Origin of the sequence: Sporosarcina soli, assembly GCF_042655805.1 — a bacterium.
Lineage (GTDB): Bacteria > Bacillota > Bacilli > Bacillales_A > Planococcaceae > Sporosarcina > Sporosarcina soli.
The window spans coordinates 157,128-171,433 of sequence record NZ_JBHSNO010000016.1 but is presented as its reverse complement, the minus strand read 5'-3'; the positions used below and the strand labels follow the sequence as shown (position 1 = coordinate 171,433).

Genomic DNA, 14,306 nt, shown 5'->3' with positions numbered 1-14,306 from the left:
AATATTGCGTTTATTAAATTACGAACTATCAATCATTTAGGAGGAAATAGATATGAAATTAGGACTTTTCTTAATGCCAACGGTTTCTCCCGAGAAATCACTATATGAAGCAACACAAACAGCACTAGAAATGATTCAGTATGCGGATGAATTGGACTACGCCGAAGCTTGGATTGGTGAACATTATACAGCTGCTTGGGAACCGATTCCATCACCTGATATCGTTATTGCCCAAGCATTGCAGCAAACGAAAAATATTAAACTAGCGGCAGGAGCGCATTTGTTGCCGTATCACCATCCTGTTGAATTAGCGCATCGTGTGGCTTATCTCGATCATCTGGCACAAGGAAGATTAATGCTAGGGGTTGCGCCAGGAGCAGTTCCTACTGACTGGGACCTCTTTGGTGTAGATGGAAAAGCGGGACAGCATCGGGAAATGACAGCGGAATCGCTTGAAATCATGTTCAAGCTATGGACAGAAGAAAATCCATTTGAATATAAAGGGAAATATTGGAGTGCAAAAACGCCAGAAACGATGTTTGATGGTGCAATACGCTTGCATATTAAACCATTCCAAAAGCCGTATCCGCCGATTGGCGTAGCAGGGTCCACTCCGAACTCTAGTACGTTAAAACTAGCTGGAAAGTATGGATTCCTCCCGATGAGCCTTGGGGTGAATGCAAGAACGGCACCTTCTCACTGGGAATCTGTTGTGGAAGGGGCAGCCGAGAGCGGGAAAACGCCTAACCGCGATGACTGGAGAATCGTGCATCATGTGCTCGTTGCCGATACGGATGAGGAAGCGCTAGATCTTGCAATCAACGGTGCAATGGGAGAAGCGTGGACGAAATGGTTCATTCCGTTATATACGAGAGGGAAAATGATGCACAGATTCAAGCATCGGGATGATTATCCAGATGAGGATGTTACAGCTGAATATTTGGCAACGCACAACTGGTTTGTCGGATCACCTGAAACGGTAGCCAAACAAATTGACAAGCTTTATGACGGTGCAGGCGGCTTTGGAACTCTACTAATCTCTGGATACGATTACGGTGATAACAAAGCAATATGGAACAAATCAATGAGATTGCTTAAGGAAGAAGTGCTTCCAAAACTAAAACAGCACAATAAAGTTGGTGTCTGACCCGAATAGGGAAAATAGAGCCAATGGTAAAAGCAATATAAATTATACAAATGGAGGTTTTAAATATGTATATCAATGGCGGATGGAGTGCTACGAAAGAAACAATTGAGGTAAAACACCCGGGAACTGGTGAACTGTTTCGACGTGTTGAAACAGTAGGAAAAGAAGAAACAAATCAAGCGATTGAAGCGGCACATCAAGCATTTGTGAAATGGTCGAAAATCCCGGCGATTAATCGAGCGGAGGTACTCGAACGAATTGCAAGCAAAATACTAGAAAAGCAAGAGGAGCTTGCCCAAGTTATTTCGAGTGAAACAGGTAAACCGATTACGCTCTCTAGGGGAGAAGTGAAAAAATCAGGCGAATACTTCAAATGGTTTGCGGAAGAAGCCAGACGTGTGTACGGGGAGACGATCACATCTCCAATTACAAATAAGCGTTTGATGGCCATTAAGCAACCAGTCGGTGTCGTGGCGGTCATTACACCTTGGAACTTCCCACTTCTGATGATGGCTAGAAAAGTTGCAACGGCTTTGGCAGCAGGCTGTACAGTTGTCGTTCGTCCTTCATCGGAATCACCATGTATTGCAGTCGAGCTATTTCGAATCTTTGACGAATGTGAATTGCCGACAGGGGTTGCGAATCTGGTCATTGGAAACGCAAATGAAATCTCCAATGTGATACTAGAAAACAATAAAGTACGAAAAATAACATTCACAGGTTCTACAGAAGTTGGTAAGCACTTGATGAGAGGCGCAGCAGATAGTATTAAGCGGGTTTCTTTGGAACTGGGAGGCCATGCACCTTTTATCGTGTTTGAGGATGCCGATCTAGAACTCGCAGTAGAAAATGCCGTTTATTTGAAATATCGCCAAGCTGGTCAAGTATGCGTATGTGCCAATAGATTTTATATACATGATAGCATTTATGATGAATTTGAGCGTCTTTTCGTTCAAAAAGTATCGGAGCTAAAAGTCGGTTTAGGTCTAGATGAAGAAAGTATAATCGGACCTGTCATAAACGAGCGAGCAATTTCCGGTATTCAAGATCAAGTGGATGATGCTGTACAAAAAGGAGCAAAAGTGTTGTACGGCGGACATCGTTTAAACGATGGGGAATATGCAAAAGGCTCTTATTATTGCCCTACCGTATTATCTGATGTCACTGAAGATATGAAAATTGTTCATGAAGAGACGTTTGGACCGGTTGCACCTTTAATGCGCTTCCACTCAGAAGAAGAAGTTCTTCAAAAAGCTAATAATACCGAGTATGGATTGGCAAGTTACTTCTATACAAATGACCTTTCTCGTGTATATAGAGTTTCGGAACAATTGGAATACGGAATTGTTGGTGTCAATGACTCAAGTACTTCGATTGTCGAATCCCCATTCGGCGGGGTGAAAGAGAGTGGTGTCGGCCGTGAAGGTGGACATGGTATTGAAGAATTCTTAGAAACAAAATTTATTTCCATTCGGATAAATGAATAAGGCTTTTCTGAAAATCTAAATGAGTTAGGTGCTTACAAATGAATGTGAAGTTGTAAGCACCTAACTTTGAAATGAAAAATTTTAAGAAGCTATTTTTACAGGATGAGGTGTTGTATGAGAGCGGTACTGATTGATGAGAACTTAAATATTAATATTTCAGAAGCTAATATACCAGAGGTCGAGGAAGGTTATGCACTTATTAAAGTAAAGTATAGTGGTGTTTGTGGAACGGACTTATCGATATCGTATGGTGGGCTAAAACACCGAATTAACTACCCGCTTATAATGGGACATGAATTTTCAGGCGTTGTAGAGCAGCTTAATGGTGAAACTGATTTAGCGATAGGTGATCGAGTAGTGGTAGACCCTCTTTACAGTTGTGGAAATTGTATTTCCTGCAAAAATAATCAACATCAGGTTTGTACGAATTTAAAAGTACTTGGTATAGAATATAATGGGTCTTTTGCAGAATATGTCGCTATACCATTTGAGAATATCCACAAGGTTCCCGATAATCTCTCTGATAAGTTAGCATGCCTAATAGAGCCGTTATCAGTAACGCATAGAGCAGTGAACAAAGCGGATTTACAGGAAAATAGCAGCGTTCTTATTTTAGGGGGAGGACCTATTGGATTAATGCTTGGGCTTATCGCTAAAGAAAAGGGAGTGAAAGATGTTTTTCTTTCAGAAGTTAATCCTCATAGGTTAAAAATAGCAAAAGAATTTGGTTTTAAAACGATTGATGGTACAAAGATTAAGAACATAGGCGAGTACTTAATGGATAACTTTGATGGGAAAGTAGATGTCGTGTTTGAGGCTGCAGGATCACCCATTACTGCTCAACAAATGACTACAGTTGTAAAAGAACAAGGGAAAGTTATATTGGTCGGACTCTTTAAGGAGCCACCGTTACTAGATTTAAGTACGATGCAATACAAAGAAATTACATTGTTGACTTCACGTTCATACACACGACATGAATTTAAAAGTTCAATTCCTTTGTCTATTAAATTAGAGAAGAGTCTAGAGAAGATCATCTCTCATATTGTTGACGTAGATAATGCCAATGAAGCCCTTACTATTATGAAATCTGGACAGAATGTTTTAAAAGTACTCATTAAGTCCTGAGGAAAGGCAGTGATTACTTTGAAAAAGGTCGTAACGATATACGGCGGAAATAGTAAAAATTCAAGATTGTATGGTCTATACAAAAGAGTGGATCAATATTTAGTAGACAATCATTATGAACATCATTCTATCTTTGTATGTGATTTACCTTCTGATGCGCTTATTAAAGGTAACTTTGAAGACCGTGAAATTCTAAATGCACATAAGAAAGTCGAAGATGCAGAGATGGTAATAATTATTACACCCGTATATAAATCATCTTTTAGCGGGATTTTAAAAACGTATTTAGATTTGTTGCCTGAGAAAATTTTTCACGGAAAAACGGTTCTTCCTTTTGCAATGGGTGGAACAAATGCACATGTTCTCATGCTAGATTATGCTTTAAAACCTGTTATAACTTATTTAGCATCAAAAAATATATTGAAAGGTGGATTTATTCACAATTCCCAGATTGAAAAAATCCATGAAGATGAATATTACATTAAAGATCAAGCAGAAGAACGTATAGTTTGTGAATTAGATAGACTGGAAATGTATGATTATCGTGGAATAGAAGTGTAATAATTATCGAGGTTGAAGACGAAGCATGTCCGATTGATGAACAAGAGATTGTTCATCCATTATCCGAATCATAGAATATCTGTTCAAAAATTTTGAGAAATGGAGGAACTACAATGAAATTATTAGATAAAGTAGCGATTATTACAGGCGCTGCATCAGGGATTGGAAAAGCTACTGCAGAACAGTTCAGCAAGGAAGGAGCTACCGTGGTAATCGCAGATCTACCTACATCCCCAGGGTTAGAGGTTGCTAGAGAGATCGAGGCATCTGGCGGACGTGCTAAATTTATCGCTTGTGATGTGACTAAAGCAGAGCAAATGAATAATCTTGCAGAAGAGACCTTTAAGACTTTTGGGAAAATTGATATTATGTATAATAATGCTGGTTTGGGTACGAAAGCAACGCCAATAGAAGAAGTGACAGACGAGTATTATGATCGATTAATGGCTGTTAATTTGAAAGGGGTTTTTCTAGGAACAAGAGCCGTTGCACCGTACATGAAAAAAGCAGGAAAAGGTGTCATTATATCAACGGGATCTACTGCGGCCGTCCGTGCACGTCCGGAAAACGGGGTGTATGGTGCCACAAAAGGAGCTGTAACGACTTTTTCAAAATCGATAGCTCTTGAATTGGCACCGTTTGGAATTAGGGTGAATGTCGTTCATCCAGCAATCACGAATACGCCTCTGGCAACTGCTGAAGATATTAAATTTTATGAGGATGAAAAAATCATTCCGCTAGGGCGTATCGCTCAACCGATGGATACAGCTAAAGCCGTTGCTTTTCTTGCTTCTGACGAGGCAAGCCTTATTACAGGAGTCGAATTGGAAGTTGATGGTGGCCGTTGTATTTAACGAATTATTTAAGGTTTGATCATATAAGGAAAACAAGTTGGTAGAATAAATAGATTTCCCATGACCGATTTGTTTTTCCTTTATGTCATTCTTTTTGAAAGTAGAACAGAATGCTTAAATTTAAGAAAATAAAAGATCGTGATAATTGAGTAGTTTGAAAACTAGGATCATCCACAAAACCGAGCTTGCAATTTGAATGGGGGACAATGTATATGTTGATTGAATTTCTGCAAAAAATTAACGGCATGATTTGGAATATCTATTTTATCTATTTTTTCTTAGCCATGGGTGCTGTTTTTACTATACTTACACGTTTTGTTCAAATTGCACACTTCAAAGATATGTTGAAGTTACTATTTAGTAGTAAGGCAACAGATAGTGGTATTTCTTCATTTCAGGCTATCTCAATGTCTTTAGCTGGAAGGATTGGTACAGGTAATGTGGCGGGAGTTGCAACTGCAATTGCATTAGGGGGACCAGGCGCAGTATTTTGGATGTGGGTTACAGCTTTCCTTGGAAGTGCAACCGCTTACATCGAGAATTCGTTAGGGCAGATTTATAAAAGTAAAGTCGATGGAGAGTATCGTGGTGGAATGCCGTTTTATATTAAAAAAGGCTTGGGATTAAGGAAATTGGGCTTAGTTGTAGCGTTTGCAACAATTATTGGAAACGGTTTCTTTTTAATGACGATTCAGTCAAATACGATATCAGTCGCTTGGACGAGTGCTTTAGGTGTTTCTCCAATACTGACAGGGATTTTTATAGCTACGCTCTTTGGTGTAATCATTATCGGAGGAGTTAAACGAATTGCGAAAGCTTCAGAAATCTTAGTTCCTGTAAGTGGAGTACTTTATATTGTCATATGTGCTATATTGTTAGCGCTTAACTGGAGTTATGTGGATGATGTGTTTTTATTAATTATTAAAAGTGCGTTTGGTCTAGAGGCTACATTTGGAGGGCTTATTGGTTCTGCAGTATCTTGGGGAGTTCAACGAGGCGTGTTTTCCAATGGGGCTGGACATGGTATGGAAACATTCGAAGGATCTGCAGCTGAAGTAAACCACCCGGCTGAGCAAGGGTTAGTGAATGCTTTTGCAGTTTATATTGATACGTGGGTAGTTTGTTCGGCAACTGCTTTTATGATTTTAATCACAGGGATGTATAATGTTGAAGGTGCTGGCGTTGCCAATATACCAGGAGTAGGAGCGGGTGCAGAGTTTGTGCAATTGGCTTTTGAATCGAAGTTTACAGGGTTCGGAGCTATTTTCCTAGCGATTACACTATTTTTCTTTTGCTTTACAACAATGACGGCTTATTATTACAAGACGGAAACTTGCTTTGCTTATATTAAAGAAGACTTGAATTTAGGAGATACAAGTACTTTTAGATTAATCGTTCAATTTATCATTCTGATCTTTGCATTTGTGGGAACGATTATTACAATGGAAACGGCTTGGGCTTTTGGAGATTTAGCGATCGGTAGTATGGCATATGTAAACGTAATCGTGCTAATGCTCTTACTAAAACCAGCTTTAAAAACTTTGCAGGATTATAAGACTCAAAAACGAAATAAAGTTGAAGTAATGACATTTGATCCGGTAAAATTAGGAATTAAGGGCGCAGATTACTGGGAAGAAGTTGCGGGAAGACAAAATTCAAGTAATCATTACGAAGAAGAAGTTTCAAGTAAGGTATACGGCGATAAAGTTTTATCGAATTAGAATTCAGACTAATCGGAAAATTCAGGATGGAAATTTATAATACTACTATATGAAAATCTGGAGGTAACTATGAAAAAAGTGAAAATTGCTATTTTAGGTCTTAATCAAGGGTATAAGTTTGCGGTTGATGCTATGACGATGCCGGATGTAGAGTTAGTTGCGGTAGCCGGATTTGGTGAACAAGCAGAGGAAAGAGCAAGGGAATTAGGTGTTCAACTATTTAATGATTACAAAGATCTAATTCATAATTGTCATGTAGATGGGATCATCATTACATTACCCAATGAATTGCATCTAGATGCAGTGAAATTATGTGCTGCTAAAGGTATTCATGTACTCGTAGAAAAGCCGATAGCTTCCACGATAGAGGATGGACAAGAGATTATTGAACAGTGTAAGAAGCATAATGTGGAACTTTTGGTCGGACACCATAGAAGATTCTCAAGTAAAGTCAGAAGGCTGAAAGAAGTAATTGACTCAGGAGTGTTGGGAGATATTGTAGGCGTCAATATGTTGTGTACGCTTGCTAAAAACCATGACTACTTTTCAGAGCCTTGGAGGTTAGAAAAGGGCGGAGGTCCGCTTTTAATAAATGGTATTCATGAAGTGGATACATTAAGATACATTACCGGTTCTGAAATCAAATCAGTTTATGCTGTTACGAATAATAGAATTAGAGGTAATAAAGTTGAAGATACTGCCTCGGTCACTTTTGAAATGGATCAAGGCATTCTCGTGAATTATTTTATATCCGATGGAACACCGTCTCCATGGGCGTATGATTTGAACGCTTGGGAAATTGCGAAATATACACAATTCAATGGTGATTGTTACCAAGTTTTCGGTACGAAAGGAAGTGTAACGTTTCCGAGTATGAAACTGTACAGATACGAGCAAGAAGAGCTTGGTTGGCTCTCTCATATTAAAGAAGAACATTTGTATATTACAGATAACGATCCTGCCAGAGAAGAACTTGTACATTTTTCTGCGATACTTCGCCAAGAGGAAAAACCTTATGTAACGGGTGAAGATGCATTGGAAACCTTAAAAGTAATTAGTGCAATTAAAAGGTCGGCAGAAGAAAAACAGAACATCATTATGGATAAGCAAATGGTTACCAAGTAGGTCGATTAAAGGTTTATCCCGCTTTAACGGGCAGTAAGACTCCCACCTCAAGACTTAAGTAAAACGATAAGGATGGGTGGGAGATCAACTGCCCGTAAAAGCCTGATTGGTTCGGGCCAACACGATGTTGGTCACACAAGCGTTGTCACAGGACGTGACGCTTTTAGCTTGTGTTCCCCTCAATCAGTGGGGGATGAGGAAAACCCCCACTGATTGAAGTTTCACTTTATGAAAGGGAATGACTGATTTTGAATAATTCAATTCCGGAGATTATACTGAATGATGGAGTTAATGTACCAGCTATCGGTTTTGGCACCTATCTTCTAAATGGAGATGAAGGGGCTAAAATCATTAAAAATGCCATTGATAGTGGCTATCGGTTCATTGATACCGCCTATAATTATGAAAACGAAGGGACTGTGGGAGAGGCCGTTCGACGCAGTTCGATTCCACGGGAAGACTTACGCATCACCTCCAAATTACCAGGGCGTTACCAAACTTATGATAAAGCGTTGCCAACTATTCAAGAATCCTTATATCGAGCAAATCTGAATTATTATGACCTATACCTTATTCATTGGCCGAATCCACAGCAAGATAATTATGTGGAAGCATGGGAAGCATTGATTGAGGCGAGAAAGCGGGGGTATGTTCGTTCAATCGGCGTGTGTAATTTCTTACCAAAACATATGGAACGGCTCGAAAAAGAAACTGGTGTGAAACCGAGCTTAAACCAAATTGAATTACACCCTTTTTTTAACCAAGCAGAGCTAAGAAAGTGGCATGTAGAGAATAACATTGCAACACAATCCTGGAGTCCATTAGCTCGCGCAAATACTGTCTTACAAAATAATACGATTCAAAAGATTGCCGATGATCATGACAAGTCCATTTCGCAAGTGATTTTACGTTGGCATTATCAACTTGGAGCTATTTCAATTCCCAAATCGTCATCGCCTGAACGACAACTGGAAAATATCTCAATTTTTGACTTCAACCTTGACGAAACGGAAATGAGCATAATTTCAGAACTGACTCGTCCCGATGGAAGAAACAAAAATCAAGATCCAGTTGTGTATGAAGAGTTTTAGGTGCATAATTACCCGCTCCTGCTATAACTAACCACGATTTTAGGGGAAATCAGTATAGTTTTGAATAATGAAGGGGAAAGAAAAGGTTGGTCACAGAAATCAGAATCAATTTCTGTGACCAACCTCTTTTGACAATCAACACTATTTAGCATTCTCATCAGGTTGATGGATGCCAAAACATTGCCTTCCGTATCTAGATAATAGTCTTGTCACGCTATGCCGGGGAGGGGATGTTTAGGTTTGGCGACGGTCTCGCCGTTCGCTAAAATTTTCTCTTCCGTTGCGTCGTAGTTTTCCATACCCATTGGACAAGCAAATCCGTTTAAAGTTTGACCTGCTTCAGGTAGTCCACTTTGTCGTTGCATTAAGGCCCCGTTGATCCCAATTTCCTTGTCATCGCCCGTAACGGCACTCAAATAAGGCATTCCCGCATAATCACTCCAATCTTGAAATGACCATCTGAATACTTCCCTATAAAATTGCTTCGCTCGTTCCGTAACATCTAAGTGAATTCAGAAATGAATTAATCGTCCCATGGAATCCTCCTCTTTTTGTTTAAAATATTGCAAAGATATTGAAATCTAAGGCTGCCAAAACAAGTATTAGAAGGTTTACAAGTGAGACTATCCTTATTCTTCCCTTAATCAGTGGGGGTTAAAACGACAGAAAACTTTTCTAGTCATACTAATTACAGGCAAACAAATCAAGAAGCGGTTATGATAATAATAGAAGATCTAAGGGAGTGTTCGATCGATGCAATGCTTCATTGTAATGCAAGGCCAAACGTATCAAGAAGAAAAAGAATTAGGAATGATTTGGTCACGAAAAGAAGGTAACGGTGACAATTTACCGCATTCATGGCTACGGGTGAAGGAAGTGAAAGAAGGGGACCGCGTCTTTCATTATGTCAAAGGAAATATTGTGGCGATTAGCGTGGCTAAAACCGCATCCCAGATAGCGCAGAGACCGTCCGCTCACGAGCAGCAGGAGAATCTTGGCTATTTAGTGGAATTAGACTATCATGAACTGGAAGTGCCTATACATATACGTTCGAAAATCGATGTTTTGTTGCCACACTTGCCCATCAAATATTCCCCGTTTCAAGCAGACGGGAATGGAAATCAAGGCTATTTATATCCGTGCAATGAGGAATTAGCCATCAAATTGGTGGAACTCATTAGTGACGCGAACATTTATCAAATCGATGACGAACAACTGGAGTTGGCCATGAGCCCGGTCCGTCAAACGGAGCATAACCCTTTCATTCCGATGCTGACGGAAACGGAAACCGAAGTGAAAACCAAAATCCGCTTAGGGAAACAAAAATTTAGACGCGCTTTACTACCGCTATGGGCTCAAAAATGTGCGCTTTGTGACATTGAGCTACCCGAATTGCTGCGCGCGAGCTATTCTAAGCCTTGGAAAGATGGTACAGACCTTGAACGAGTCGATCCGTATAACGGCGTCCTGCTTTGTTGCAATCATCATGCGCTCTATGAGAATGGATTGCTCGCATTTGATGGACAGGGTAGACTGCATATTGCAGCAAGGATTCCAGAAGCGGATTATGAAAAATACAGCATCCGTTCAAAAATGAAAATCGCCCGAACTGAACAGAATAAGCCTTATTTCAAATGGCATAAGAGGCATGTGTTTAAAGGATGAACGAAGTGTCATCGATTGGAAAATTTGACACACGATGCAGCTTTTATTTTGAATGAAGGGGAGACTGGAGTATGGACAATAACGTTTTTGAGCAGATGGCAAAAAGATATGATACAGAAGAGAGAATGGAATTGGCTAAAGTGATCGTGAAGGCAGTAAGGGAAGAATTAGGAGATAGTAAAACAAAATCGCTCATTGATTATGGAAGCGGTACGGGTCTGGTGAGTTTGGAGTTATCAGACATAGTGGATTCGATTCTCTTGGTCGATTCATCCGAACAAATGCTGGAAGTTGCACAAGCTAAAATTTCACACAGAGGCATTAGCAATGCAACAGTACTGTATGCGGATTTTACTCGAGAAACGCCTGAACTGAAGGCAGACATCATCTTAATATCTCTAGTCCTCCTGCATATTCCGGACACGGAGAAAATTTTACAAACTTTGTTCAGCATGTTAAATGAGGGCGGCAAGCTGATTATTATTGATTTTGACAAAAACGAAAACATCAATCATCCGAAAGTGCATAACGGTTTTGCACATGAAGAACTGAGAAACAAATTAGCCGAAGTTGGATTCAACTCAACTGAAATGAAGACATTTTATCATGGACAGGATATTTTTATGAAGCGGGATGCCTCGATGTTTATAGCCAGTAGCATAAAGTGATTTGCACAATCTCCAAAAAAGAACTCTTCATATCCAAAAGTGTACGCCCTAACCTGTTTTGGTTAGGGCGTATAATCTTTTCCCAAAGAGACAAATTAAGAAGCACGTATGGCAGCATGAAAAAGTTGCGAAATGTATTCCTGATAATTTTTTTTACTTGTAATTATTAGTGAATGGTCCGTTATAGCGTTTATGTAGATTGATTATCGGTTATATAAATGTTAAGCAACCAAATCACCAGGCGATTTTGGGTGCGACATACCGGACAGTTGACTTTTGGGAGAAGAGGTAAAGTCGATGACTAAAAATAGTGTTAAAAGGGCTAAAAAAGGGATTGGCTTAGGGGCTACTTCCGCTATCGCATGGGGTGTCGATACCGTACTGATTGGCTTCATTATCGCGAGTACACCATTCAAAGAAGCTGTTATGCTCGCTCCCATTATCGCCGCGTTTATGCATGACTTTTTTTCTTCGATTTGGATTTCCTTGCTGATGATCTTCAAAGGTGAATTTATCAATGTCTTAAAGATTTTTAAAACAAAAAGTGGTGCAATTTTAATCTTAGGGGCGCTATCGGGCGGACCGTTGGCAATGAGCTTTTATTTTCTCGGGATTCAAAATGCAGGCGTCACTTATGCCGCGAGTATTGCTTCTATATTTCCGGGCATCGGGGCGGTGCTTGCTTATTTTTTCTTGAAGGAAAAAATGAACAAAAAGTCTTGGTCTGGCGTTGTATTAAGTATAATCGGGGTCATTGTATTAGCTTATGTACCAACGAAGTTTGAGGCCGAGAGCAACTTTTTTATCGGTATCTTATTTTCGTTAGGGGCCGCGATCTTTTGGGGACTTGAAGGCGTGATCGGTGCTTGGGGAATGAGAGGTAGGGAAGTTATTCCGCTCTATGCGATTAACATTAGGCAAATCACTTCCGCTCTCAGTTATGGGATTATCCTCGTCCCACTCTTTCAAGGTTATCCTTTAGTATTCGAAGCAGCGACATCCAATATTGTCTGGCTTCTTGTCATCGCAGGATTATTAGGAACTGCGAATTACTCGTTATATTATTCGTCCATCGATTTAATCGGCGCTGCGAGGGGACAATCACTCAATAATACGTATGTGTTTTGGGCGATTGTAACCGAAATTGTCATTATCGGCACACCGGTGAATTTGCAATTTATTGTCGGTGCCATCATTGTCATTATTGGTTCGATCCTCGTTTCGAGCAGTGTGAAAAGGTGAGGAACTCCTGTGGATCTGAAAGGCATGGACATTGGGTCTGTGCCTTTATTCACTTTGATTTTTGGAATAACAAAAGCACCTCAGCCCTGCTAATGCAGCGGGGAAAAGGTGCTTAAAGAGCTATTCCGGCCATACTAACGCATCGAGGAAAGAATTCGCTCAAATGTATAGTACGATTGTTTTTAGTGTAATATACATATTTTGTTCTGTAATAATGTAAGAAGGTTAACAAATGGGCTACCCGCTTCAATTAAGAATGTTACTAGGTTGTATAGATGAATTAGATGCTAAAGGAAGAAGCAGTTATTATATTGAAAAATGATAAATTCTCCTTACAATTCTAGGGGGACTTTATCTATTGAATTAGTGAATTTGCAAAAAGTAGCAGTAAGTAAAGGAAGCGGAGAGAGTTATTGATTTCCAGTAAATGCAACTAAAGGCACGCCGATAACGTCCTAATAGTATGACTACTTTATTGGAAGGGGAAAGAAATGTGATTGGTTTACTGAATCTTGGTAGCCTCGTACTTGGACTGATTGCTTGGCTGTTACCTGTTGTGAATCTTATGCAATCTAAAAATCACGATAATCGAAATTGGGTCGTATTTTCTATGATGAGCCTCATGGCTTGTGCGATTTCGCTAAGTTTCCAGATAATCTATAACAATCATCTCGTCAACATTGAGGACTGGTCTGCTCTTATGGACACGTCGGGTGCCGTAACGTATGCTGTCTCCACTCTCCTGATCGTCACCATTCTCTTGAATGCGATTACGCTACTGATTTATCGCCGTAGAATGGCAAAGTAGGTTGTTGAATCCGAGTTTTTAAGTACACTATGGGAAGGGGGATGATAAATTGAAAAAGTTGTTTGCAATACTTGTTCCACTGGTCTTTGTTTTAAGTGCCTGTAAGAGTAACGATGCAATATCAAATACGATTTCTGTTGCTGAATTAACCGAGAGGGAAAACGCCATACTTTCGACGACTTCAGATCAATCCTTTGTGTTTTATTTCAATGTGGACAATGATTTAGATGAAGTCTCGGTGTGGATTGAAAAATATGAATCGGGTAAATTGGTGGATGATCAAATCAGCTTTATGACCTCATCGGTAGAGGAAAGCGGCACTATTGTTTTTGCCAATTCAAATAGGGATGGCAATCAGAAGTATCCATCATTCAATATCGGGGTTAGCAGTAAGGGCAGCACAAGTTCTATTCGTGGTTTCGATTCCGATCCAAGGGATTTGGGTGAGATGTCCAGTGTGTGGAGCCACTTTCAAGAAGCAAGCCATTCAATCGTTGAAGGAGAAGTAGTATTGGCGAGTATCTGTTATTCAAGCGAAGGCATGATGAGTAGTTTGACCACTGATTTTTACAAAGACGTAGAAAGCCATATAGATGAGTTGAAAAAATACGATGTTGCGTATCTGTTGAAAACGGAGTTTAAAAAGTAATAGTCGCTATCTTATTCGAAGAACACCACAATTACTAACAAAATAAATCCCCCTCAAATCAATATCATTATTATATAATTCCGCTTTAGTAACTGAAAATGAGGGGGAGTATAGATTACATCAAACTTAACCAGTTAGATAGCCAATCTCAAATTAGCAT

General features: G+C 39.7%; 13 protein-coding genes and 1 pseudogene. 13 read left to right on the top strand and 1 reads right to left on the bottom strand.

All coding sequences use genetic code 11. The features are described from left to right. The first annotated feature begins 52 nt into the window (after positions 1 to 52). The 8 genes from ACFPRA_RS21490 (at position 53) to ACFPRA_RS21455 (ending at position 9,114) form a co-directional block, all read left to right on the top strand. A complete protein-coding gene (locus ACFPRA_RS21490) occupies positions 53 to 1,147 on the top strand; it encodes an LLM class flavin-dependent oxidoreductase (protein ID WP_381439292.1) in 1,095 nt (364 codons plus the stop codon). Positions 1,148 to 1,212: 65 nt separating this feature from the next. Then, on the top strand, positions 1,213 to 2,634 hold the full coding sequence (locus ACFPRA_RS21485) for an NAD-dependent succinate-semialdehyde dehydrogenase (RefSeq protein ID WP_381439290.1): 1,422 nt from the start codon (positions 1,213 to 1,215) through the stop codon (positions 2,632 to 2,634). Between the two features lie 114 nt (positions 2,635 to 2,748). Continuing rightward, positions 2,749 to 3,762, top strand: coding sequence for a zinc-dependent alcohol dehydrogenase (locus ACFPRA_RS21480; protein ID WP_381439287.1), 1,014 nt, complete (start codon positions 2,749 to 2,751; stop codon positions 3,760 to 3,762). 9 nt (positions 3,763 to 3,771) lie between these two features. Further along, entirely contained in the window at positions 3,772 to 4,323 is a 552-nt protein-coding gene (gene ssuE / locus ACFPRA_RS21475) for an NADPH-dependent FMN reductase (RefSeq protein ID WP_381439284.1), read from the top strand. Between the two features lie 113 nt (positions 4,324 to 4,436). Continuing rightward, a complete protein-coding gene (locus tag ACFPRA_RS21470) occupies positions 4,437 to 5,177 on the top strand; it encodes an SDR family oxidoreductase (RefSeq protein ID WP_381439282.1) in 741 nt (246 codons plus the stop codon). A gap of 212 nt (positions 5,178 to 5,389) precedes the next feature. Further along, positions 5,390 to 6,898: an alanine/glycine:cation symporter family protein gene (locus ACFPRA_RS21465; RefSeq protein ID WP_381439279.1), complete on the top strand. Its 1,509-nt coding sequence runs from the start codon at positions 5,390 to 5,392 to the stop codon at positions 6,896 to 6,898. A gap of 69 nt (positions 6,899 to 6,967) precedes the next feature. Next, positions 6,968 to 8,023, top strand: a complete 1,056-nt coding sequence (locus tag ACFPRA_RS21460) for a Gfo/Idh/MocA family protein (RefSeq protein ID WP_381439277.1) — start codon at positions 6,968 to 6,970, stop codon at positions 8,021 to 8,023. Positions 8,024 to 8,271: 248 nt separating this feature from the next. Next, positions 8,272 to 9,114 (top strand): aldo/keto reductase, encoded by an 843-nt coding sequence (locus ACFPRA_RS21455; RefSeq protein ID WP_381439275.1) that lies wholly within the window; start codon positions 8,272 to 8,274, stop codon positions 9,112 to 9,114. A 141-nt stretch (positions 9,115 to 9,255) separates the two neighbouring features. Here ACFPRA_RS21455 and ACFPRA_RS21450 read toward each other — a convergent pair. Then, positions 9,256 to 9,626 (bottom strand): annotated as a pseudogene (locus ACFPRA_RS21450) (VOC family protein). A gap of 241 nt (positions 9,627 to 9,867) precedes the next feature. Between ACFPRA_RS21450 and ACFPRA_RS21445 the strand changes: the two are divergent. The 5 genes from ACFPRA_RS21445 (at position 9,868) to ACFPRA_RS21425 (ending at position 14,146) form a co-directional block, all read left to right on the top strand. Next, complete coding sequence (locus tag ACFPRA_RS21445; RefSeq protein ID WP_381439272.1) at positions 9,868 to 10,779, top strand: HNH endonuclease; 912 nt, start codon at positions 9,868 to 9,870, stop codon at positions 10,777 to 10,779. A gap of 71 nt (positions 10,780 to 10,850) precedes the next feature. Continuing rightward, positions 10,851 to 11,447, top strand: coding sequence for a class I SAM-dependent DNA methyltransferase (locus tag ACFPRA_RS21440; RefSeq protein ID WP_381439270.1), 597 nt, complete (start codon positions 10,851 to 10,853; stop codon positions 11,445 to 11,447). A 297-nt stretch (positions 11,448 to 11,744) separates the two neighbouring features. Continuing rightward, positions 11,745 to 12,689, top strand: a complete 945-nt coding sequence (locus ACFPRA_RS21435) for a DMT family transporter (RefSeq protein WP_381439269.1) — start codon at positions 11,745 to 11,747, stop codon at positions 12,687 to 12,689. Between the two features lie 493 nt (positions 12,690 to 13,182). Beyond that, a complete protein-coding gene (locus tag ACFPRA_RS21430; protein ID WP_381439267.1) occupies positions 13,183 to 13,497 on the top strand; it encodes a hypothetical protein in 315 nt (104 codons plus the stop codon). Between the two features lie 49 nt (positions 13,498 to 13,546). After that, a complete protein-coding gene (locus ACFPRA_RS21425; protein WP_381439264.1) occupies positions 13,547 to 14,146 on the top strand; it encodes a hypothetical protein in 600 nt (199 codons plus the stop codon). Positions 14,147 to 14,306 lie beyond the last annotated feature (160 nt).